A 20,037-nucleotide genomic window follows, 5' to 3' on the forward strand; every position below is an offset into this window, starting at 1 on the left:
AACAAATAATTTTGTAAAATATGGGAAAAGGAACAAAGAAAAATCGTAATGCCAAGCAAGGCATTGACACTATGGGCGTTTCAACATCTGAAATCGCAAAAGAAATTAGCAAGCCTCAAACTGCAATGCCTATTTACGAATCAAATGATGATGAAATAGACTGGCAAACAATGCTTTGGGAAGTTACAAAAGATGCCAGAAAACTGTACGACGGTATCTCAACACTCTGTTTGTCCTATACCGAAAAACAAGATGCCATCGCAGAGGTTGCAGAAATAACATATGATGATCCAGCCATGATGATAGAGCATATCAAAATGATGGCAAAGCGTCTTTGTCAGGTTCCAGGATTTCGGGCTTATTGCAGTAAATTAGGCGTTGGACCAGACTGCGTCGCTCAACATATTATTTTTGACGGGTATGCGAAAGTCAAGGCAGTAATAGAGCGTGGATTGGAGCCTGTATATGGAGAAACAATCGTCTTGTTCTCAATGCCGATAGTTGGTTATGAGTTAGAATAATTCAATAATCTGTTTTTATATCTTTTAGAGGGGACTATCCAGCAATGGATAGCCCCCTCAATCTTTTTCATAATAGATTCTGCATCGCCGCGTCTATCTGCGAGTTCTCGAACGAATCGAGGTAGATTTGGGTGGTTTTCAAACTATGGTGGCCTAATGCCTCCGATATGATACCGATATTCACACCCGATTTCTTCAATACGGTGGCGAATGAATGCCTTGCGACATAGGTTGTAACGGTCGCTTTAATCTTCAACCGTTTAGCAATGTTCCGCAAAGCGACATTTACCCTGCTACACATTTTATGCACTCGGTTCTTCTTTTGCAGAGGCGTGATATGCACCCGTTCATCCAATATCGGAAACAGATAACCTGCCTGCTCACAATGGCTGTCATACTTGCCAATAATCGCCTTTGCCTTTTCCGACAGCGGAACATTGATTGCTCCGTGCGTTTTCTGACGGTGATAGATCAGCCGCCCATCCGCAATGTTGGCAGGGGTCAGATTGGCAATATCCACGAACGATATGCCACCGCACAAGTACGAAAACACAAAAATATCGTGTGCAAACTGCTCTATCTCCTTTCCCTGTGAACAATCAGCGTCGATAATCTTCATCATGTCTGCCTTACTCAACGCTCGTTTCGGTGTACGGGTGTTGAATTTGCTAATCTTGTACTCGTTGAATGGATTTTTCTCCCTGCTGACAATCTTTGCCTTAATTGCTCGGTTGAACATCGCCCGTAAAGTCCGCATCTGGAAACTCAATGTCGTTTCCTTATTGCCTTTCGACCGCATCCATCCCTCGAAAGCACTCAAAAACGCTTCGTCTATCTGACCGAACGTATAGGACAGCGGTTTGTCAGCGTTAAAAGATTTCAGCACGTTGTAGGAGTTCAGATAGGCATAGGCATTGCCTACCGCCCCCTCTCGTTTGAGTTGTTCCACCGTCCGCAAATAAAAACTCTCGACCGTCTCGGACTGGATTTGCTCACGGGACTGCTCTTTTACGAGCGTTTCAGCCGTATAGTCTTCATCGCGGGCGGCTTTCTCCAATAACCTGGTTTGATACTCGGATTTGACTTTCAGAATGATTTGCTGAATGTACTTGCGGTCGGGACACTTGGGTTTAGGCTCGTTGCGGTCGAAATCCCAGTTAGACGGATGCACGGAAACACCCAAACTTTTCATCGTCCGTTTACGGTCTTTCGTAATGCGCAACATGAGCGGATGCTCCCCGTTGGCGAGGGTCTTGCTTTTGAAACAAATAACTGAAATAGTGGCGTCCATAGCCTTTTGGCGGTTTACACCACGGTTTACACAGACCGCGTAAACCAACGTAAAAACGGGGTCAAAAGCCACGAATAAAGTCAACCGCCAACGAACGAAAAGGCCCAGCAATCATCAGATTACCAAGCCTTTCCATCAGTCGGGGTGACTGGATTCGAACCAGCGACCACACGCCCCCCAGACGTGTACTCTAACCGGACTGAGCTACGCCCCGATTCCGTCTGCAAAAGGCCAAAACCCTTCGCTTTGGGACTGCAAATATAGTCTTTTTTTCAAAAACAACCATATTTCTGCAAGATTTTTTTCTACTTTTGCGGAAATGAAACCATTCCTGCGTCTCATACAACTCCTCGCCGCGGCCTTCACGGCCGGATGCAAAGGCCCTGCAAAGCACTCCCTGAGCGACTTTAGGGACGAAATTCATACTCCGGCCCATGCTTCGGCCATCGACTTATTATATATAGGATAACCGATGAAACGCACCGCCCTCCTCTTCACCCTGCTCACGCTGCTCACCGCCGCACTCTTCATCGCCGACCTCGCCGTCGGTTCGGTTGCGGTGCCTTTGGGTGACGTCTGGACTGCCCTCACGGGAGGCGCGTGCGACCCTGCGGTGAGCGACATCATCCTCAAAATCCGCCTGCTGAAAGCCGTTACGGCACTCTTCGCCGGCGCGGCGCTCGCCGCCAGCGGACTCCAGATGCAGACCCTTTTCCGCAATCCGCTGGCAGGTCCCTATGTGCTGGGCGTCAGTTCGGGCGCAGGCCTCGGCGTGGCGCTGTTCCTGCTGGGCGCCCCCCTGCTGGGCGTCGCGGGACACTCGTTCGTCCAGTCGCTCGGCATCGCCGGTGCGGCGTGGCTGGGCGCGGCCGCCGTGCTGGGCATCGTCATGGCCGTCAGCCGCCGTATCAAAGACATCATGGTCATCCTGATCCTCGGCATGATGCTCGGTTCGGGCATCGGCTCGGTGGTCGAAATCCTGCAATACCTGTCGAGCGAAGCGGCCCTCAAATCGTTTGTCATCTGGACCATGGGATCGCTCGGCGACGTCACGGGCAGCCAACTGGCGCTGCTGCTCCCCGTCGTCGCGGCGGGACTCGTCCTGTCCGTGGCCGTCATCAAACCGCTCAACCTGCTCCTGCTGGGCGAGAACTACGCCCGCACGATGGGGCTCAACGTCCAGCGCACACGCACGCTGATCTTCCTCTCCACGGTCCTGCTCGCCGGCACCGTCACCGCCTTCTGCGGCCCCGTGGGATTCATCGGACTGGCCGTACCGCACCTGGCCCGCATGCTCTTCGCCTCGGCCGACCACCGGGTCCTCATGCCGGCCTCGATGCTCGCCGGCGCTGCGCTGTTGCTCGTCTGCGACCTCATCGCCAAGCTCCTGGCCCTGCCCATCAACACCATCACGGCCCTGATGGGCATTCCGGTCGTCATCTACGTCGTAGTCCGTAACCGCAACATCTTCTGACATGAGCATCCGCCTCGACCATATCGCCCTCTCCTACGGCAGCCGTACGCTGCTGGACAACGTCTCGGCCACGTTCGAACAGGGACAACTGACCGCCCTGATCGGCCGCAACGGCACGGGCAAGAGCACCCTGCTGCGGGCCATGGCCGGACTGGGCGCAGCCTCCGCCGGGAATATCGAGCTTTGCGGCCGTCCGCTGGCAACACTCACGCCCCACGAGCGGGCCACCACCGTCGGGTTCGTCACCACCGACCGGGTCCGCATCGCCAACCTCGCCTGCGAGGATGTCGTGGCGTTGGGCCGCGCTCCTTACACCAACTGGATCGGACGCATGCAGGAGGCCGACCGCGCCATCGTCGAACGCTCGCTGGAGCTGGTGGGCATGTCGGGTTTCGCCCGCAAGACGATGGACCGCATGTCCGACGGCGAATGCCAGCGGGTGATGATCGCCCGCGTGCTGGCGCAGGACACCCCCGTCATCCTGCTGGACGAACCGACCGCCTTCCTCGACCTGCCGAACCGCTACACGCTGGCGACGCTGCTCCGGCGGCTGGCCCGCGAGGAGCGGAAGTGCATCCTCTTCTCGACCCACGACCTCGACATCGCCCTTTCGCTCTGCGACTCGGTGGCGCTGATCGACACGCCGTCGCTCCACCACCTCCCGGCCGACGCGATGGCCCGCAGCGGCCTGATCGAGCGGCTTTTTTCGGGCGAGAACGCCTGTTTCGACCCCGAAACACGGACGATTCGCCTGCGCTGACCCCCAGCGCAAAGCCATCCGGCAGGGCATCTGCGGGCTCCGGGGTAAAAAATCCGCAATTTTTCAGCATATTTTTTGTTCAAATCACTTTTTTGCTTACCTTTGCACCGCTAAAGTAACCCCATAAAGGGCGGTGCGATAGCGGTAAGGCCCATTCGTCTATCGGTTAGGACGCAAGATTTTCATTCTTGAAAGAGGAGTTCGACTCTCCTATGGGCTACGAAAAAACGGCATTCGGGGTGTAAAAACCGGGATGACGGACGGTAAATTACTTTTCAGGAGCGGGCTTCGGGCCTATCCGAACGCGGCCACGGCTCGCGGACAAGCAGAACTTAAAAAAGTAAAAAATAAAAACTAACGGATTATGGCAAACCATAAGTCATCGAAAAAGCGTATTCGCCAGACCGCCACGAAGCGTGCCCACAACCGGCTGTTCCACAAGACGGCCCGCAACGCTGTGAAGGCTCTGCGCGCAACCACCGAGAAGAGCGCCGCCGAGGCCCTGCTTCCGAAGGTAACCGCCATGCTGGACAAGCTGGCCAAGCACAACATCGTGCACAAGAACAAGGCCGGAAACCTGAAAAGCGCCATGCAGTTGCACGTGAACGCGCTTTAATCAGCCGCCGCACAACAATAAACGAGGCCGGACTCTGAGAGTCCGGCCTTCGTTTTGTTACGGAGAGAGGAGGGGGGGGGCTATCGTTCCAACTCCTCCAACAATTGTTTGATGGCAGCCTCCGGGGTCGGGGTCTCACCCTGCAAGGTGACGAACCGGCTGCCGATGATAGCGCCCGAGGCATTATCCGCTGCGGCGCGGAAAGTCGCCCGGTTGCTGATCCCGAATCCCACCATGCGCGGATTGCGCAGTCCGAGAGCGTCTATGCGGCGGAAATAGGCCTGCTTCCGCTCGTCGAAGGCGCTCTGCGCCCCGGTCGTCGAAGCCGACGAAACCATGTAGATGAATCCGTCGGTGTGGGCGTCGATCTGGCGGATGCGCTCCTCGGAGGTTTCGGGCGTGATGAGCATGACGACTTTCACGCCGTAACGGTCGGCGACGGGTTTGAAGTCGGCGAGATAGTCGTCGAACGGCAGGTCGGGGATGACGCATCCGTCGATGCCGCAGTCACGGCAGGAGCGGCAGAAATTCTCGAACCCGTACTGCATGATCGGATTGAGATACCCCATCAGCAACAGCGGAATCCGCACGCCGGGACGAATGCCGTCCAGCTGGGCGAAGAGCTTCCGGAGCGACATCCCGCCCCGCAGGGCTTGCTGAGCCGCATTTTGGATGACCGGACCGTCGGCCATCGGGTCGCTGAACGGGATGCCGATCTCGATCATCTGCACGCCGTTGTTCTCGAGCGCGCGGATCACCTCGGCCGTGTTGTCCGGATCGGGATACCCGGCACAGAAATAAATGGAAAGCAGGTCGCGCTTTCCGGAGGCGAATAACTGGTTGATTCTGTTCATGGTTACTGGATTTTTGCGATAAATTCTTCGAGTTTTCCGGCGTCTTTCACCGCCGGGGCCGTTTCGAACCCGCTGTTGAGGTCCACGCCCGCGAAACGGGGATGGGCGAATCCCCGGACCGCATCGGCACATCCGGCGTCGATCCCGCCGCTCAGCAGGAACGGAACGCGGCCCGTATAGGCGTCGAGCACCCGCCAGTCGAACCGCCATCCCGAACCACCGTAACCGTCGCAGCGGGTGTCGAACAGCAGGTAGTCGGCGCAGTCTTCGTAGGCCCGGGCTGCTGCGAGGTCGGCTGCCGCCGCGACGCGGATCGCTTTGATGATCCGGCACCCCTGCCGCCGAAGCTCCCCACACGCTTCGGGCGACTCGTCGCCGTGGAGCTGGAGCCACCCGAGGCCGAAGCGTTCGGCCGTGCGGAGCATCTCGGCGGGCGAGGCGTCCACAAAGACCCCTGCCGCGGGTTTGCGACAGCTGCGTACAGCCTCGGCATGAAGCTCGTCATCGGGCACACAGCGCGGGGAACGGGGATAGAAGATGAAGCCGCAGAGGTCCACCGCCAGCCGGTCGACGGCGCGGATGTTTTCGGGATCGCGCAGCCCGCATACCTTGACGATCATGGCCGCGCCTCTTTAAGCCGGACGATGAACTCCGCCAGCGCACGCCCCGGATCACCGGTCTTCATAAAGGCTTCGCCCATCAGGAATCCCCGAAAACCCGCATCGCGCAGGCGCACGACGGTCTCCGGATCGGAGATGCCGCTTTCGGAGACCAGCAGCGGCCCCTCCCCGCCGCCGACCTCACGCCGGAGCCGATCGGCCATCCGGAACGAATTTTCGACGTCGGTACGGAACGTCCCGAGATCGCGGTTGTTGACCCCGAGCATGTCGACATATCCGTTCAGATGGGAAAGCTCTGCGGGCGTATGCACTTCGAGCAGCACCTCGAGTTCCAGTTCACGGGCCGTGCGGGCAAGGCGGCGGCACTCGCCGGGCGACAGCACCGCGGCAATCAGCAGCACGGCCGCAGCCCCCGCCGTGCGGGCCTGATAGAGCTGATACTCGTCGACGATGAAGTCCTTGCGCAGCAGGGGCAGGCGGACCAGCCGCCGAGCCTGCTTCAAATCCTCCAGCGACCCGCCGAAGAACCCGCCGTCGGTCAGCACCGAGCAGGCCGAAGCTCCCCCGGCTTCATAGGCGGGAACGACCGCGCCGATCGCCGCATCGCGGCACAGCCACCCTTTCGACGGGGAACGGCGTTTGAACTCGGCGATGACGCCCGTTTCCGACTCCGCCAGCGCGCGGCGCATCGAGCACGGCGCTTCGGCGAGCCACGGCGAACCGAGCCGGAGCAGCGCATCGACCGGAAGCGCCTGTTTCTGCCAGGCGACCTCCCGGCGCGTATTGGCTGTGATGGTTTCCAGAATATCCATATCCCTTAACTGTTGATTTCCACAAATTTCCGGAACGCCGCGGCGGCTTTTCCGCCGAGAAGCGATTCACGCGCCTCGTCGAGACACTCCGCGACCTCCTTTTCGGGACAGATCACCCGGATGGCGAAGGCGGCGTTGGCCACGACGCAGTCGCGCCGGGCGGCCGTCGCGGTGTTGTTCAGCACAGAGTCGAAGATGCGCGCGGCCTCCTCGGGGGTGTCGCCTCCCGAAAGCTCCTCGGGGCGGCAGCGGCCGAGCCCGATCTGCTCAGGGGTGAAGACCTGCTCCTTCTCGGGCGTGGCGACCTTGAATTCCGAGGTGAGCGATATCTCGTCGTAACCGTCCATGCTGTAAACCACGCCGAAGCGCGTGCCGCCCGACTGATAGGCATAGTTGTAGAGGCGGAAAAGCGAGAGGTTGTAGACTCCGAGCAACTGGTATTTCGGCAGCGCGGGGTTGACCAGCGGCCCCAGCAGATTGAAGAACGTGCGCACGGCGAGGTTCCGGCGAATCGGGGCCACGGCCTTCATCGCGGGGTTGAACAGCGGGGCGTGCAGGTAGGCGATGCGGCAGGCGTCGAGCGAGGCCCGCAGGCGGTCGGGATCGTCGGTGAACCGCACGCCGTGACGCTCGATGACGTTGCTCGCGCCGCTGACCGAAGTGGCGCCGTAATTGCCGTGTTTGACGACATTGTAACCCGCCCCCGCCACCACGAACGAGGCCGCGGTGCTGATATTGAACGTGTTCTTGCCGTCGCCGCCCGTGCCGACGATGTCGATGGGCTCATACGCCGAGAGGTCCGCCGGACGGCGCATCTCGAGCAGCGCGTCGCGGAACCCGGCCAGCTCCTCGACCGAGATGCTGCGCATGAGGAAGACGGTAATCAACGCCGAGACCTGCTCGGAGTTGTATTTTCCGGCGGCGATGCCCGCCAGGACCTTTTGTGCCTCCGAACGGTCCATGTACTGGTGTTCGAAAAGGCGGTATAGCAAATCTTTCATAATTCGTGCGCGTTTATCGGTTGCATTTCGTGATCCAGTTTTCGAGAATCGTCTTACCCTGCGGCGTGAGGACCGATTCGGGGTGGAACTGGATGCCCCGCAGGTTGTAGGTCTTGTGCCGCAGCCCCATGATGAGGCCGCTGCGGTCGGTCGCCGTGACCTCCAGACAATCGGGAAGCCCCTCCGCAGAAACCACCCACGAATGATAGCGCCCGGCGCGGAATCCCGTGCCCAGTCCGTCGAAGAGCGGGTCGCCGGCCACGACGCGGATGTCCGAGCAGACGCCGTGATGGACTTCGGCGAGATTTTCCAGTCTGGCGCCGAACGCCTCGCCGATGGCCTGTTCGCCGAGGCAGATGCCCAGGATGGGTTTTGCGGCGGCGTAACGCCGGATCAGCGGCAGCAGCAGCCCCGCCTCGGAGGGGATGCCCGGACCGGGCGAGAGGACGATGCGGTCGTAAGCGTCGACTTCATCCAGCGTGATGCGGTCGTTGCGGCGCACGTCGACTTCGAGCCCCAGCTCCAGCAGCATGTGCCGGAGGTTGTAGGTGAACGAGTCGTAATTATCGAAAAGCAGACATTTCATGGCTTCGTCATTTGCGGTTAATTAATCAGTTTCCCGGCCTCGCGGATGGCCTTGTCCAGCGCGCCGAGCTTGTTCGACACCTCCTGCAACTCGCGCTCGGGGTCGCTCTTCGCGACGATGCCCGCCCCGGCCTGATAGTAAAGGGTGTTGTTGCGGCTGACAAAGGTGCGGATGGCGATAGCCTGGTTGAGATCGCCGTTGAGACCGATGAAGCCGATGCACCCGCCGTAGACGCCGCGGTTGTCGGGCTCGATCTCCGAAATGAGCTGCATGGCGCGCACCTTGGGGGCGCCGCTCAGCGTTCCGGCCGGGAAGGTGTCGATGAAGGTGCGGACCGAATCGCTGTCGGCGTCGATCTCCCCGCTGACGCGCGAGACGAGGTGGATGACGTGGCTGTAATACTGCACGTCGCGGTAAAAGTCCACTTTCACATCGTGGGCGTTGCGGCTCAGGTCGTTGCGCGCCAGATCGACCAGCATGACATGCTCGGCGTTCTCCTTGGGGTCGGCCAGAAGCCGCTCGGTCCGCTCGCGGTCCAGCGCCGCATTCCCGGACCGGAACGCCGTGCCCGCAATGGGGTCGATCGTGGCGCGGCCGTTCCCGACCTTGCAATGCGTCTCGGGCGAGGAGCCGAAGATGCGGAAGCCCCCGAAATCGAAATAGAAGAGATAGGGCGAGGGGTTGATGCTCCGCAGCGAACGGTAGACCTTGAAATCGTCGCCCTGGAACGGCTGTTCGAAGCGGCGGCTCAGCACGATCTGGAACACGTCGCCGCGCAGGCAGTGCCGCACGCCCTCGCGGACCATCTCCCGGTAGGTCTCGTCGGTGAGGTTCGAACGGCGCTCGCCGACCGTGCGGAAGTTGTACGAAGCGAAATTGCGGTCCTCGATCAGCGTCTCGACCTCGCGGATGTGGTCCCGCTCGCCGTCGGCGCACAGCTCGACGATCGAAAGTTCATTTTTGAAATGGTCGAACACCAGCAGGAACTTGTAGAGGATGTAGCAGATATCGGGGGCGTCGGAATCCTGATGGTGGTACTCTTTGACGGGAATGTTCTCGAAATAGCGCACCGCGTCGAAAGCCGTGTAGCCGAACACGCCGCAGAGCTCGCTCCCGTCGCCGTCGACGCGGAACCCGGCGAGGAACTCTTTCAGCGCATCCGCCGGGGCGTACGCTTCGCCGAGGCGTTTGGCGCAGCTCCGGCCGTCGGGGTATTCCAGGAGCGCCTCGCCGTTGTTCACCCCGATACGGGCGATGGGACGGAAAGCGATGAACGAAAGGCTGTTCTCGTCGCCGTGGTAGTCGGAGCTTTCGAGCAGCGCCGACTGCGGATAGACGTCGCGGAGTTTGAGGTAGAGGCTGACCGGGGTATGGAGGTCTCCGAGCAATTTTTTGGTTGCCGTTCTGAATCGGTACATGATATGGGCTGTTTTTCGGATTTTACAAATTGCCGGCGATTTCCGGACGATCCATGCACGCAAGGTAGGTGTCCATGTCCTTGTCACCACGGCCCGAGACGGTCAGCACCACCACGTCCGAGGGACGGAACTCCATCCGGGGCAGCGCACCGAGAACGTGGGCGCTTTCGAGAGCGGGGATGATTCCTTCGAGGCGCGTGAGTTCGAAAGCCCCGCGCAGCGCTTCGTCGTCGTTGACGGCGAGGACCTTCGCACGTCCCGTCTGCGCGAGATTGGCGTGCAGCGGGCCGATGCCGGGGTAATCGAGACCCGCCGAGATCGAATAAGGCTCCTCGATCTGTCCGTCCTCGGTCTGCATGACCAGCGTGCGGGCGCCGTGGATGATGCCTTCGCGTCCCAACTGGATCGTCGCCGCACTGCGTCCCGAAAGAAGCCCCTCGCCCCCGGCCTCGGCCAGCACGATCTTCACGCGCTCGTCGTCCAGGTAGTGATAGACGGTTCCCGCAGCGTTGCTGCCGCCGCCGACGCAGGCCATCAGATAGTCGGGATAGTCGCGGCCCTCCTTTTCCTGCAATTGCACGCGGATCTCCTCGCTGATGACCGACTGCAGGCGCGCCACCATGTCGGGATAAGGGTGCGGCCCCACCGTCGAACCGATGATGTAGAACGTGTCGGCCGGATGGCAGCACCAGTCGCGGATGGCCTCGTTGGTGGCGTCCTTCAGGGTCATGTTGCCCGAGGTCACGGGCACGACCGTCGCGCCCAGCATCTCCATCTTCCGGACGTTGGCCTGCTGGCGCTCGACATCGGTCTGCCCCATGTAGACCACGCACGGCATGTTCATCAGCGCGCAGACCGTCGCCGTGGCCACACCGTGCTGCCCGGCCCCCGTCTCGGCGATGATGCGCGTCTTGCCCATCCGCCGGGCGATCAGGATTTGCCCGATGGTGTTGTTGATCTTGTGGGCACCGGTATGGTTGAGGTCCTCGCGTTTGAGGTAGATGCGGCAACCGTAGCGCTCGCTCAGCCGGCGTGCGAAATAGAGCGGCGAAGGCCGGCCCGCATAGTCGCGCAGCAGGGTGCGGTACTCCTCGCGGAACGATTCGCTTTCGAGCACCCGCAGGTAGCTGCGCTGCAAATCCTCGACGCATTTGTGCAGGATTTCGGGGATGTATGCGCCCCCGAAGCGCCCGTAATAACCTTTCTCATCAACCTGGTAGTTCATATTCTCAATGTTTTTGGATTTTTGCACACGAAAAAAGGGCCTGTTGTGAGTACAACAGGCCCTTTTCTGAATTATCGTTGATCTATCGTTCAACAACTGCATACGGCGAGTCACTCACAACGGAAAATTGTAAGCGCCACCACCATGCGTTATTGATCGAAAAACTTTTCATAATCTTGTTCCTTGGCTGCAAATATAGGGACTTTGCCGGAAAAACCAAATAAAATCGCCGTTTTTTCTGCTTTTCGTCCGTAAATCCGGCGATACCCTATATATAAAGCGATTCGGGAACGACTGCATCGGCGCGGTCGTTCCCGAACAAGGTCTTCCCCGGAGTGACGCGCCGGTTATTTCAGCCCCGCAATCACGTCGGCGATGCGGCCGAACACCTCCTCCATCGTTCCGGTACCGTTCACCGAAGCATACTTGCCCTGTGCGGCGTAGTAGTCCGCCACGACGGCCGTCTGCATGCGGTAAACGTCCAGCCGACCGCGAATCACCTCCTCCGAAGTGTCGTCGGCGCGGCCCGAATCCTTGCCGCGCAGCAGAATGCGGCGCACCAGTTCCTCCTCCGGGACGTGAATGTCCACCATGATGTCCACCTGCAAGCCGTGTTTGGCCAGGATTTTGTCGAACTCCTCGGCCTGGACCGTCGTGCGGGGGAACCCGTCGAAGATACACCCGCGGGCGTTCATGTGCTCGGTGACATAATGCTCGATCATGCCGATGACGATCTCGTCGGGAGCCAGTTTACCTTCGCGGATGTACTCCTCCATGCTGCGGCCGAGCTCCGTGCCGCGGCGGATCTCATCGCGGATTACCTCGCCGGTCGAAACATGATCGATCCCGTAGCGCTCTTTCAGGCGTTGGGCCTGCGTGCCCTTGCCGCATCCCGGAGCGCCGAATAAGACGATATTTATCATAACCAACCCTTTTTGTGATGTTTGAACCGGGCAAAATTACATTATTTTTTGGGGAAATAACAGGATTTCCCTAATTTTGTAAAAAATTTCAGTAATTATGGACCAGAAAAAGCGCACCGAGATCGCTTCGCTCGGACAATTCGGCCTCATCGACCTGCTGACCAGGGATTTCTCCGCCAAAAACGCCTCGACGGTGAAAGGGGTCGGAGACGATGCCGCCGTGATCGCCCCGGCACGCGGCGAAGCGGTGCTCTGCACGACCGACTCATTCTATGAGGGCGTCGATTTCGACCTCACCTACTTCCCGCTCAAACACCTGGGTTACAAGGTCGTGACAGCCGGCATCAGCGACATTCTGGCCATGAACGCCCTCCCGGCGCAGATCACCGTCTCGCTCGGCGTCTCGGCGAAACTGCCCGTCGAAGCGTTGCAGGACCTCTACGAAGGGATCGCTTTCGCCTGCAACGAACAGGGTGTCGATCTCGTGGGCGGCGACACGCGGGCCTCGATGACCGGACTGGTCGTCACCGTCACCACGCTGGGCCATGCCAAAAAGGACAAAGTGGTCTACCGCACCGGCGCCGGGCAGAACGACCTGATCTGCATCACCGGCAACCTCGGAGCCGCCTACATGGGCCTGCAACTGCTGGAACGGGAGAAGCGGGTGCTTGCCGACGTGGAAAACCCCGAACCGCAGTTCAAAGGATATGAGTACCTGCTCGGCAAATATCTCAAACCGCGCCCCCGCACCGACATCGTCGAGGCGCTGGCGGCGGAGAAAATCGTCCCGACGGCGATGATCGACCTCTCGGACGGATTGGCGAGCGACCTGATGCAGATTTGCAAATCGTCCGCCTGCGGGGCGCGCATCTACCTCGAACGCATCCCGATCGCGCGTCAGACCACGGCCCTCGCCGAGGAGATGCACGCCGACCCGGTGGTGGCGGCGCTGAATGGCGGCGAGGACTACGAACTGCTCTTCACGGTTCCCCTGTCGATGCAGGAGCAGATCATGAAGTCGGGGCTGGTGGACGTCATCGGCCACATCACGCCCGCGTCCACGGGCTGTTACCTCGTGACGCCCGACGGACAGGACATAAAGCTGAAAGCGCAGGGGTTCCCCGACCCCGCCTGAGAAGCGGATTTCATGCGTCCGACCGCTATCCCATAGCGGACGGCCCGTTGCGACACACCGACCGACATACGAAAACACCGCCCCAAAGGAGCGGTGTTTTTCGATGCATCCTGTCAGGGTTGTTATTCCTTCTCCCAATCGCTACTGCCCCATCCGGTACGTTTGTAGGTTTTCCCGTCACTGCCATGAAAATCATCTCCGGCAAACGTTCCGCTCACCTTGCGGCCTGTAGACAGTTCAATCGAAGGATCATCATCTGACGACGATCCGCCGGAACGGCTGCCGGAGCGTCCTCCGGAACTCGTCAGCGCATAGCTGATGAACATCAGCGCCAACCAAAGAATGACCAGACAGATCACCACGACCGAAGCGACCGCCCCGAACACGAAAGCCAGAATCAGCACCGGCAATAACAGCAACGACCGCCCCAAAGCCACCTTCCAATCCTCGGCGGCAATAATCGACTCAGCCACATTATATCCCCATATCCAAACGATGAGGGCCGCCATGGCTACATTGTTCATCGCCATATCCCATCTGAACCATTCGTAAAACAAACGCCCGCCGCCCGCAACGGCTCCGGCCAGCATGACGGCAAGAATCGACAACGTAGCGAAATAAGGATTGGCATTTATCTTGTCGCCCCAGATGTTTCGTTCGATCGCTCCGAAAAAGGTCATTTTATTTTTCATCATCTCAATTTTTAAGGTTGGACATCATAACGTGCGCAGCCACGGCGCAGCAAAGCGGTACACGGCCCACAGGGCAGCCAACGTCACCCCCGAAGCGACGACGATTCCTGCCATGTATTTATTCAGCGGCGAATAAACTCCCTGCGGAGCATCCGTACCGGCACCCGAAAAAGCCGTACAGCGGGCAAGCCGAACATACGCGACGATCAGAAGCACAATACATACGACCAAGAATACCTTTCCGGGAAATGACACGAAAGGATGTTCCTCCGGCTCTACCGTGCCGACAACATTGAATAGACTCCGGACTGCCCCAATCATTGCCTCTAAGAGGAGCAGCCCGATCCACGAAGCCGTATCTGGTTCTATTGCGTTACCGCGGAGAATCACCGAAAAGGCGAAAAACGACACGACCGCACAAGCAAGGGAAACCCATCGGCAATATGCATTCATCTGTTCGATTTGCATATACATCACTTCTCCGGACGCAGCGGACAACGACAACGCACACCCGGCGAAACACAGCACGGTACATCCATATCCGACCGATAACAGCACCGTTGCCGTTTTCGTAGCCCTATTCGCAGCTCCCGGAATCAGCAAGGCGAATCCAGCCATCGGTAACAGCAGCTCGATAGCCGGCATCACAAATCTGGTAACAGGAGAAGTAAGCATTGCATCCTGCAACATCAGATACAGCACCCCCGTCACCGACAGAATATCCCAAATTAGGTACAGGGCGAACAGCACGGCCGCGACAGTTTGCCGGGTCCCTGCTTTGCGCGGAACGGAGTCCCCGAATAAAGATTGGTCCATAAAATTTAAGTTTAGGTTGACCGCCCGCACCCCGGCGGCAAAATAAAAAAGAAAGCGTGGTGCTGAAAACTTATTTCAGATAAGCAGGTCGTAGGATTACCTTGGATTTAAAATAAGCATCAACTCCCACGCCTATATCCGCAGAATACGGATACGACGCGGCAAGATGCATGCTCACCCCCAATCCTAAGAGAATTTCCTACGTTCGCTTATCGGGAATAAACTTACACTTTCCGTGTTTGTCAGTATGTTCCACAAAGATAGGGAAAGGAACCGAAATTCCAAAAACAAGGAAATTTTTAATCTTTAATTTTTCATTTTTAATTTTAATACGTATCTTTGCGGTCCCGAAAAGGGATTAATTAACCAATTAAACGATTATGAACAATTACGAAACCGTTTTCATTGTCACGCCGGTTCTGTCCGATGCACAGGTGCAGGAGGTCGCTGACAAATTCCAGGGTGTCATCACCGAAAACGGCGGTCAGATCGTGAACAAGGAGTCGTGGGGCCTTCGCAAGCTCGCCTATCCTATTCAGAAAAAGACCACCGGTTTCTACTTCCTGGTAGAGTTCACGGGCGAGGGCTCGATCATCAACACGCTCGAAACGCAGTACCGCCGCGACGAGCGCGTGATCCGTTTCTTAACTTTCAAGCAGGACAAATACGCCGTAGAATATTCGGAGAAGCGTCGTGCGAAACTTTCTAACAAGCAGGAGGAGTAAACCATGGCACAGGACAACAAGGCACAGTCGGAAATCCGCTACCTGAACCCGGTATCGGTAGACGTCAAAAAGAAGAAATACTGCCGCTTCAAGAAGCTCGGCATCAAATACGTGGACTATAAGGACGGAGAGTTCCTCAAAAAGTTCCTCAACGAGCAGGGCAAGATCCTTCCCCGCCGTCTGACGGGTACTTCGCAGAAGTTCCAGAAGAAGGTCGCACAGGCCGTGAAGCGTGCGCGCCACCTCGCCATCCTGCCCTTCGTAACCGATTGCATGAAATAATTAAAAGGAGGACAAGACATGGAAGTTATTCTGATCAAAGATATGGAGAACCTGGGCTACGCCAACGACATCGTGACCGTTAAGCCCGGTTATGCGAACAACTACCTGATTCCCCAGGGCTACGCCAAAGCCGCAACGGCTTCCGCGAAGAAAGTTCTCGCCGAGAACCTCCGCCAGCGCGCTCACAAGGACGCCAAAATCCTTGCCGACGCACAAGCTCTGGCCGAGACCATCTCGAACCTGCCGCTGTCGATGGCCGTGAAGGCCGAGGAGGGCAAGCTCTTCGGTACGGTTACCGCAACGGACCTGGCCGAGGCACTCGCCGCCAAGGGCATCACCGTAGACCGCAAGCAAATCAGCGTCGACGCCATCAAAACCGTCGGCGAGTTCGAAGCCACGGTCCGTCTGCACAAGGAGGTCAAGGCTACGATCAAATTCACGGTCAACGCTGCCGAGTAACGCATACGAATCGCATACGAAAAGAGCTTTCCGGTCTCGGAAAGCTCTTTTTTTTGATTGCGCAGCGGGAATTATGCCCCGAGGTGCAAACTGCTGCCGCAGCCTTTAAGACGGGCTTTTTAAGCCCGCGGGATACTTCGGCTTCACAGCATAGGAGCGGAGCACCAGCCCCACGCCCGCAAAAATCACCAGCGCGAAGATCACCGTGTCCGCATGGAGCTTGTCGAGCCCCATCCCGATCGAAACGGCGATCGCCAGCACGGGCTGGAGATAGGTATAGATGCTCGACACGGTTGCCGGCACGGTTTTGAGGGCATAGTTGAGCATCAGGTTAGGCAGATAGGTCGGGACGACCAGCACGAACAGCGCCGGAAAGAGGGCATGGCTGGCGATCGCCGCGAAATCGGTATGGACAATAGGTCCGATGCCGATAGGCAGCGCCATGACCGCCGCGGCGCAGTAGGTCCAGCGCAGCACGGTCGTGATGCGGTATTTGGCAATCAGACGTTTGAACCACACCATATAGAACGAAGTGACGCAGGCGCAGAGGAAGATCATCACGTTGCCCCACAGATGCGAGTGCGCATGGGCCGACGAGGCCCCCGCCAACACCACCGCCACAGCCCCCGACATTCCGAGCACCAGCCCCGCGACTTTGAGCTTCGTGAAGCGGTCCATCCCCAGCGCCACCGAGAGCATCAACACCAGCAGCGGTACGATGGTGTCGATGATCGAACCGTCGATCGGCGAGGTCATCGACAGGCCGTACATGATGAAAACCTTGCGCAGCACGCCGATCAGCAGTCCGGCACCGATCAGCTTGCGGCCGTCGGCCCGGCTGACCTTTTCGGCCTTCTGCCACAGCAGCGGCACGAGCGACAGCAGAGCCGTGGCGACGAGCGATGCCGAAACCAGCGCCATCGGGTGAATGTAGCGCGGCAGCACATAGTTGTAAAACGGGTAATCCATGGCCCAGACGACGTTGCACAGCAACAGGGCCAGGTGGGGTTTCAGTCTGTTCATCCGTCCGATATTTCTTGCGGGAAAAACAAAAACAGTGCCCGAAAAAAAGGGCTTTCCCCGACGGAAAAGCCCTGTACGAAAACAGCCGGACGATTTTTACCGCCCCCGCGGCACTTCGAACGATCCCGGCGAGGCATCCGGAATCACCGTACCCCGGTAATATACCTTCCACGCATCCTTAGCATAGCCTTTGCCGAGAATCTCGAACGACGAAGCCGCGGCTCCTTTCACCTCGCGGCCCTCGAAAACCACCTTCCAGGGGTCTTTGCCGTAGCCGCCGCCCAGACTGACGAACGACGAAGCCGACACTCCCTCGACCTTGCGGCCCCGATACCAGACCGACCACGGGTCCTTGCTGTACCCGCCGCCGATATTCTCCGCCTGTGCGGATTTCTCCTGCCGCACCCCGCGCAGGTAGGTGTGCCAACTGTCCTTGCCGTATCCCCGGCCGAGGTTCTCGAACGACGAGGCCGCAGCGCCCTCCACCTTCCGACCGCAGTAGAAAACCGCCCAGTTGTCTCTGGCATAACCGTCGCCGAGGTTGACGAACGACGAAGCCGCGGCCCCTTTCACCTCGCGGCCGGCATAGAACACTTTCCAGTTATCCCTGCCGTACTCCCCGCCCAGGTCCGAAAACGACGAGGCGACGGCCCCCTCGACCTTACGGCCTCCGTACCAGACCGACCAGTCGTCCTTCACATATCCCCGGTGACGCCGCTCGGGTCCCCGCTGCACCTCGCAGGCGCTCTCCGTGCGGGCGAAACACCGCGCCGCGCCCGGAAAGGCGACAAGAACGGCCAATATCAGTACAATCGACTTTTTCATAGCTTCAGGCTTTTACATGAACAACCCCCAAATATACCTATTTATTGCCTGAGGACCAAAAAAACACCCGCACTATGACAGTGCGGGTGTCCGGTTATCGGGATACGGGAAGTTGCACCCTCCCCGCCCCGGATACGGGGATTACTCCTCGTCCTCTTTCTTGTCAGCGGCTTTCTTGGCCGACTTGGCCTCGGCAGCCTCCATGGCGCTCTTCAGAGCGGCCAGACCGGCGATGTCGCCCAGCGTCGTCTTCTCGACCGAAGCGTTGATCTTCTTCACGGTCGACTTCGTAGCGTCGGCGGCAGCGCGCTTCTCAGCCTTCTCGGCAGCGAACGCCTCCTTACGAGCTTCGTCGTAGGTGCGCAGGTGCGAGAGGGTGATGCGCTTGGTGGCCTTCGAGAACTCGATCACCTTGAAGTCGAGCTTGTCGCCCACCTTCGGCGTCGTGCCGTCCTCTTTCACCAGCTGGCGTGCGGGGCAGAAGCCCTCGATGTTCTCGCCCAGAGCGACTACGGCGCCCTTGTCGGTCAGCTCGGTGATCGTACCCTCGTGAACGCTGTCCACGGAATACTGGTTCTCGAACTCGTTCCAGGGGTTCTCCTCGAGCTGCTTGTGGCCCAGCGACAGACGGCGGTTCTCCTTGTCGATCTCCAGCACCACGACCTCGATATCGGCGCCTACCGACGTGAATTCGCCGGGATGCTTCACCTTCTTGGTCCAGCTGAGGTCCGAAATATGGATCAGGCCGTCAATGCCCTCCTCGATCTCGACGAACACGCCGAAGTTCGTGAAGTTGCGCACCTTGGCGGTGGTCTTCGTACCTACGGGATACTTGGTCTCGATATTCTCCCAGGGATCGGGCGTGAGCTGTTTGATGCCCAGCGACATCTTGCGCTCGTCGCGGTCGAGGGTCAGGATGACGGCCTCGACCTCGTCGCCGACCTTCATGAACTCCTGAGCCGAACGCAAGTGCTGGCTCCACGACATCTCCGATACGTGGATCAGACCCTCTACGCCGGCAGCGATCTCCACGAACGCACCGTAATCGGCCATGACGACCACGCGGCCCTTGACCTTGTCGCCGACCTTGAGGTTCTGGTCGAGCGCCTCCCACGGATGCGGGGTGAGCTGCTTCAGACCCAGTGCGATGCGCTTCTTGGCCTCGTCGAAGTCGAGGATCACGACGTTGATCTTCTGATCGAGCGCCACGATCTCCTCCGGATGGTTCACGCGGCCCCACGAGAGGTCGGTGATGTGGATCAGACCGTCCACGCCGCCCAGGTCGACGAACACGCCGTAGGAGGTGATGTTCTTGACGGTACCCTCGAGGATCTGGCCCTTCTCCAGCTTGGACATGATGACCTGCTTCTGAGCTTCGAGCTCGGCCTCGATGAGCGCCTTGTGCGAAACGACCACGTTGCGGAACTCCTGGTTGATCTTCACGACCTTGAACTCCATGGTCTTGTCTACATATACATCGTAGTCGCGGATGGGCTTCACGTCGATCTGCGAGCCGGGCAGGAACGCCTCGATGCCGAACACGTCGACGATCATACCGCCCTTCGTGCGGCATTTGATGTAACCTTTGATGATCTCGTCCTTCTCCAGCGCCTCGTTGACACGATCCCAGCTCTTGAGCTGACGGGCTTTCTTGTGCGAAAGGGCCAGCTGTCCGTTCTTGTCCTCGGCCGAATCGACATAGACTTCGATCTTGTCGCCTACCTTCAGGTCGGGGTTGTAGCGGAACTCCGAAATGGAGATGACACCCTCGCTCTTGTAGCCGATGTTTACCAGAACTTCACGCTTGGTGACGGCGGTTACGGTACCTTCGACCACTTCGCCGACGTTGACGTTCGACAGCGTCTTGTCGTAAGCCTCGGTGATCTGGGTCTTGTCCTGGTCGTAAACGCCCAGGTCGTTCTCAAACGCATTCCAGTCGAAATTCTCGTTTGCGACTACGTTTTTTACTTCTTCCATGT

At 58.6% G+C, this 20,037-nt stretch carries 22 protein-coding genes and 2 tRNA genes; 9 read left to right on the forward strand and 15 right to left on the reverse strand.

Annotated features, from left to right (window positions below):
• The first annotated feature begins 20 nt into the window (after nucleotides 1-20).
• Nucleotides 21-521, forward strand: a complete 501-nt coding sequence (locus BLU78_RS10295; RefSeq protein WP_010265127.1) for a hypothetical protein — start codon at nucleotides 21-23, stop codon at nucleotides 519-521.
• Nucleotides 522-588: 67 nt separating this feature from the next.
• Here BLU78_RS10295 and BLU78_RS10300 read toward each other — a convergent pair whose 3' ends face one another.
• Nucleotides 589-1,812 (reverse strand): site-specific integrase, encoded by a 1,224-nt coding sequence (locus BLU78_RS10300; RefSeq protein ID WP_010265128.1) that lies wholly within the window; start codon nucleotides 1,810-1,812, stop codon nucleotides 589-591.
• A 139-nt stretch (nucleotides 1,813-1,951) separates the two neighbouring features.
• Nucleotides 1,952-2,026: transfer RNA gene (locus BLU78_RS10305), tRNA-Pro, on the reverse strand.
• Between the two features lie 258 nt (nucleotides 2,027-2,284).
• Between BLU78_RS10305 and BLU78_RS10310 the strand changes: the two genes are divergently transcribed.
• The 4 genes from BLU78_RS10310 (at nucleotide 2,285) to rpsT (ending at nucleotide 4,662) form a co-directional block, all read left to right on the forward strand.
• Nucleotides 2,285-3,286 carry an iron ABC transporter permease gene (locus tag BLU78_RS10310; RefSeq protein WP_010265131.1) on the forward strand — a complete coding sequence of 334 codons (1,002 nt, stop codon included), beginning with the start codon at nucleotides 2,285-2,287 and terminating at the stop codon, nucleotides 3,284-3,286.
• A gap of 1 nt (nucleotide 3,287) precedes the next feature.
• The gene (locus tag BLU78_RS10315) at nucleotides 3,288-4,046 is read left to right on the forward strand and encodes an ABC transporter ATP-binding protein (protein ID WP_010265133.1); all 759 of its coding nucleotides are present in this window, start codon (nucleotides 3,288-3,290) and stop codon (nucleotides 4,044-4,046) included.
• A gap of 148 nt (nucleotides 4,047-4,194) precedes the next feature.
• Nucleotides 4,195-4,266, forward strand: a tRNA-Glu gene (locus BLU78_RS10320).
• 144 nt (nucleotides 4,267-4,410) lie between these two features.
• Nucleotides 4,411-4,662: a 30S ribosomal protein S20 gene (gene rpsT / locus BLU78_RS10325; protein WP_010265138.1), complete on the forward strand. Its 252-nt coding sequence runs from the start codon at nucleotides 4,411-4,413 to the stop codon at nucleotides 4,660-4,662.
• A gap of 80 nt (nucleotides 4,663-4,742) precedes the next feature.
• Here the strand turns inward: rpsT and trpA are convergent, their stop codons facing one another.
• From trpA to BLU78_RS10365, 8 genes are all read right to left on the reverse strand, one after another.
• Nucleotides 4,743-5,516 (reverse strand): tryptophan synthase subunit alpha, encoded by a 774-nt coding sequence (trpA, locus tag BLU78_RS10330; RefSeq protein ID WP_010265141.1) that lies wholly within the window; start codon nucleotides 5,514-5,516, stop codon nucleotides 4,743-4,745.
• Between the two features lie 2 nt (nucleotides 5,517-5,518).
• The gene (locus BLU78_RS10335) at nucleotides 5,519-6,136 is read right to left on the reverse strand and encodes a phosphoribosylanthranilate isomerase (RefSeq protein ID WP_010265145.1); all 618 of its coding nucleotides are present in this window, start codon (nucleotides 6,134-6,136) and stop codon (nucleotides 5,519-5,521) included.
• On the reverse strand, nucleotides 6,133-6,948 hold the full coding sequence (gene trpC / locus BLU78_RS10340) for an indole-3-glycerol phosphate synthase TrpC (RefSeq protein ID WP_010265149.1): 816 nt from the start codon (nucleotides 6,946-6,948) through the stop codon (nucleotides 6,133-6,135). Before trpC ends, BLU78_RS10335 begins: the two co-directional genes overlap by 4 nt.
• A gap of 5 nt (nucleotides 6,949-6,953) precedes the next feature.
• Nucleotides 6,954-7,949 (reverse strand): anthranilate phosphoribosyltransferase, encoded by a 996-nt coding sequence (gene trpD, locus BLU78_RS10345; protein ID WP_010265153.1) that lies wholly within the window; start codon nucleotides 7,947-7,949, stop codon nucleotides 6,954-6,956.
• A 13-nt stretch (nucleotides 7,950-7,962) separates the two neighbouring features.
• Nucleotides 7,963-8,535 carry an anthranilate synthase component II gene (locus BLU78_RS10350; RefSeq protein WP_010265157.1) on the reverse strand — a complete coding sequence of 191 codons (573 nt, stop codon included), beginning with the start codon at nucleotides 8,533-8,535 and terminating at the stop codon, nucleotides 7,963-7,965.
• Nucleotides 8,536-8,552: 17 nt separating this feature from the next.
• A complete protein-coding gene (locus tag BLU78_RS10355) occupies nucleotides 8,553-9,953 on the reverse strand; it encodes an anthranilate synthase component I family protein (RefSeq protein ID WP_010265161.1) in 1,401 nt (466 codons plus the stop codon).
• A 22-nt stretch (nucleotides 9,954-9,975) separates the two neighbouring features.
• Nucleotides 9,976-11,178: a tryptophan synthase subunit beta gene (gene trpB / locus BLU78_RS10360; RefSeq protein WP_010265165.1), complete on the reverse strand. Its 1,203-nt coding sequence runs from the start codon at nucleotides 11,176-11,178 to the stop codon at nucleotides 9,976-9,978.
• 347 nt (nucleotides 11,179-11,525) lie between these two features.
• Complete coding sequence (locus tag BLU78_RS10365; RefSeq protein ID WP_010265170.1) at nucleotides 11,526-12,101, reverse strand: adenylate kinase; 576 nt, start codon at nucleotides 12,099-12,101, stop codon at nucleotides 11,526-11,528.
• Between the two features lie 97 nt (nucleotides 12,102-12,198).
• Here BLU78_RS10365 and thiL point away from each other — a divergent pair, with 97 nt between their 5' ends.
• Nucleotides 12,199-13,236, forward strand: coding sequence for a thiamine-phosphate kinase (gene thiL / locus BLU78_RS10370; protein WP_010265175.1), 1,038 nt, complete (start codon nucleotides 12,199-12,201; stop codon nucleotides 13,234-13,236).
• Between the two features lie 122 nt (nucleotides 13,237-13,358).
• Here thiL and BLU78_RS10375 read toward each other — a convergent pair whose 3' ends face one another.
• The gene (locus BLU78_RS10375; protein WP_143029391.1) at nucleotides 13,359-13,928 is read right to left on the reverse strand and encodes a hypothetical protein; all 570 of its coding nucleotides are present in this window, start codon (nucleotides 13,926-13,928) and stop codon (nucleotides 13,359-13,361) included.
• A gap of 24 nt (nucleotides 13,929-13,952) precedes the next feature.
• Nucleotides 13,953-14,744: a hypothetical protein gene (locus BLU78_RS10380; RefSeq protein ID WP_010265183.1), complete on the reverse strand. Its 792-nt coding sequence runs from the start codon at nucleotides 14,742-14,744 to the stop codon at nucleotides 13,953-13,955.
• A 380-nt stretch (nucleotides 14,745-15,124) separates the two neighbouring features.
• On the opposite strand from BLU78_RS10380, the gene rpsF reads away from it, so the two are divergent.
• The 3 genes from rpsF to rplI are packed head-to-tail and all read left to right on the forward strand — an operon-like array spanning nucleotide 15,125 to nucleotide 16,210.
• Nucleotides 15,125-15,469: a 30S ribosomal protein S6 gene (rpsF, locus tag BLU78_RS10385; RefSeq protein WP_010265188.1), complete on the forward strand. Its 345-nt coding sequence runs from the start codon at nucleotides 15,125-15,127 to the stop codon at nucleotides 15,467-15,469.
• Between the two features lie 3 nt (nucleotides 15,470-15,472).
• Nucleotides 15,473-15,751 (forward strand): 30S ribosomal protein S18, encoded by a 279-nt coding sequence (gene rpsR, locus BLU78_RS10390; RefSeq protein ID WP_010265192.1) that lies wholly within the window; start codon nucleotides 15,473-15,475, stop codon nucleotides 15,749-15,751.
• Nucleotides 15,752-15,769: 18 nt separating this feature from the next.
• Complete coding sequence (rplI, locus tag BLU78_RS10395; RefSeq protein WP_010265194.1) at nucleotides 15,770-16,210, forward strand: 50S ribosomal protein L9; 441 nt, start codon at nucleotides 15,770-15,772, stop codon at nucleotides 16,208-16,210.
• 105 nt (nucleotides 16,211-16,315) lie between these two features.
• Here rplI and BLU78_RS10400 read toward each other — a convergent pair whose 3' ends face one another.
• From BLU78_RS10400 to rpsA, 3 genes are all read right to left on the reverse strand, one after another.
• On the reverse strand, nucleotides 16,316-17,233 hold the full coding sequence (locus tag BLU78_RS10400; protein WP_010265196.1) for a DMT family transporter: 918 nt from the start codon (nucleotides 17,231-17,233) through the stop codon (nucleotides 16,316-16,318).
• Between the two features lie 96 nt (nucleotides 17,234-17,329).
• On the reverse strand, nucleotides 17,330-18,058 hold the full coding sequence (locus BLU78_RS10405) for a DKNYY domain-containing protein (protein WP_010265198.1): 729 nt from the start codon (nucleotides 18,056-18,058) through the stop codon (nucleotides 17,330-17,332).
• Between the two features lie 141 nt (nucleotides 18,059-18,199).
• A complete protein-coding gene (gene rpsA, locus BLU78_RS10410; protein WP_010265200.1) occupies nucleotides 18,200-20,035 on the reverse strand; it encodes a 30S ribosomal protein S1 in 1,836 nt (611 codons plus the stop codon).
• Nucleotides 20,036-20,037: the final 2 nt, after the last annotated feature.

Origin of the sequence: Alistipes timonensis JC136 (assembly GCF_900107675.1) — a bacterium.
In the GTDB taxonomy this organism is placed as follows: Bacteria; Bacteroidota; Bacteroidia; order Bacteroidales; family Rikenellaceae; genus Alistipes; species Alistipes timonensis.

Excerpts from the sequence above, each read along its gene's own strand:
- thiL (WP_010265175.1), top strand. The coding sequence starts at position 12,199 with ATGGACCAGAAAAAGCGCACCGAGATCGCTTCGCTCGGACAATTCGGC.
- rpsF (WP_010265188.1), top strand. The coding sequence starts at position 15,125 with ATGAACAATTACGAAACCGTTTTCATTGTCACGCCGGTTCTGTCCGAT.
- BLU78_RS10400 (WP_010265196.1), bottom strand. The coding sequence starts at position 17,233 with ATGAACAGACTGAAACCCCACCTGGCCCTGTTGCTGTGCAACGTCGTC.
- BLU78_RS10310 (WP_010265131.1), top strand. The coding sequence starts at position 2,285 with ATGAAACGCACCGCCCTCCTCTTCACCCTGCTCACGCTGCTCACCGCC.
- rpsA (WP_010265200.1), bottom strand. The coding sequence starts at position 20,035 with ATGGAAGAAGTAAAAAACGTAGTCGCAAACGAGAATTTCGACTGGAAT.
- BLU78_RS10300 (WP_010265128.1), bottom strand. The coding sequence starts at position 1,812 with ATGGACGCCACTATTTCAGTTATTTGTTTCAAAAGCAAGACCCTCGCC.
- trpA (WP_010265141.1), bottom strand. The coding sequence starts at position 5,516 with ATGAACAGAATCAACCAGTTATTCGCCTCCGGAAAGCGCGACCTGCTT.
- BLU78_RS10355 (WP_010265161.1), bottom strand. The coding sequence starts at position 9,953 with ATGTACCGATTCAGAACGGCAACCAAAAAATTGCTCGGAGACCTCCAT.
- BLU78_RS10295 (WP_010265127.1), top strand. The coding sequence starts at position 21 with ATGGGAAAAGGAACAAAGAAAAATCGTAATGCCAAGCAAGGCATTGAC.
- rplI (WP_010265194.1), top strand. The coding sequence starts at position 15,770 with ATGGAAGTTATTCTGATCAAAGATATGGAGAACCTGGGCTACGCCAAC.
- BLU78_RS10315 (WP_010265133.1), top strand. The coding sequence starts at position 3,288 with ATGAGCATCCGCCTCGACCATATCGCCCTCTCCTACGGCAGCCGTACG.
- BLU78_RS10335 (WP_010265145.1), bottom strand. The coding sequence starts at position 6,136 with ATGATCGTCAAGGTATGCGGGCTGCGCGATCCCGAAAACATCCGCGCC.
- BLU78_RS10365 (WP_010265170.1), bottom strand. The coding sequence starts at position 12,101 with ATGATAAATATCGTCTTATTCGGCGCTCCGGGATGCGGCAAGGGCACG.
- rpsR (WP_010265192.1), top strand. The coding sequence starts at position 15,473 with ATGGCACAGGACAACAAGGCACAGTCGGAAATCCGCTACCTGAACCCG.
- BLU78_RS10350 (WP_010265157.1), bottom strand. The coding sequence starts at position 8,535 with ATGAAATGTCTGCTTTTCGATAATTACGACTCGTTCACCTACAACCTC.
- rpsT (WP_010265138.1), top strand. The coding sequence starts at position 4,411 with ATGGCAAACCATAAGTCATCGAAAAAGCGTATTCGCCAGACCGCCACG.
- trpD (WP_010265153.1), bottom strand. The coding sequence starts at position 7,949 with ATGAAAGATTTGCTATACCGCCTTTTCGAACACCAGTACATGGACCGT.
- BLU78_RS10375 (WP_143029391.1), bottom strand. The coding sequence starts at position 13,928 with ATGAAAAATAAAATGACCTTTTTCGGAGCGATCGAACGAAACATCTGG.
- BLU78_RS10380 (WP_010265183.1), bottom strand. The coding sequence starts at position 14,744 with ATGGACCAATCTTTATTCGGGGACTCCGTTCCGCGCAAAGCAGGGACC.
- BLU78_RS10405 (WP_010265198.1), bottom strand. The coding sequence starts at position 18,058 with ATGAAAAAGTCGATTGTACTGATATTGGCCGTTCTTGTCGCCTTTCCG.
- trpC (WP_010265149.1), bottom strand. The coding sequence starts at position 6,948 with ATGGATATTCTGGAAACCATCACAGCCAATACGCGCCGGGAGGTCGCC.
- trpB (WP_010265165.1), bottom strand. The coding sequence starts at position 11,178 with ATGAACTACCAGGTTGATGAGAAAGGTTATTACGGGCGCTTCGGGGGC.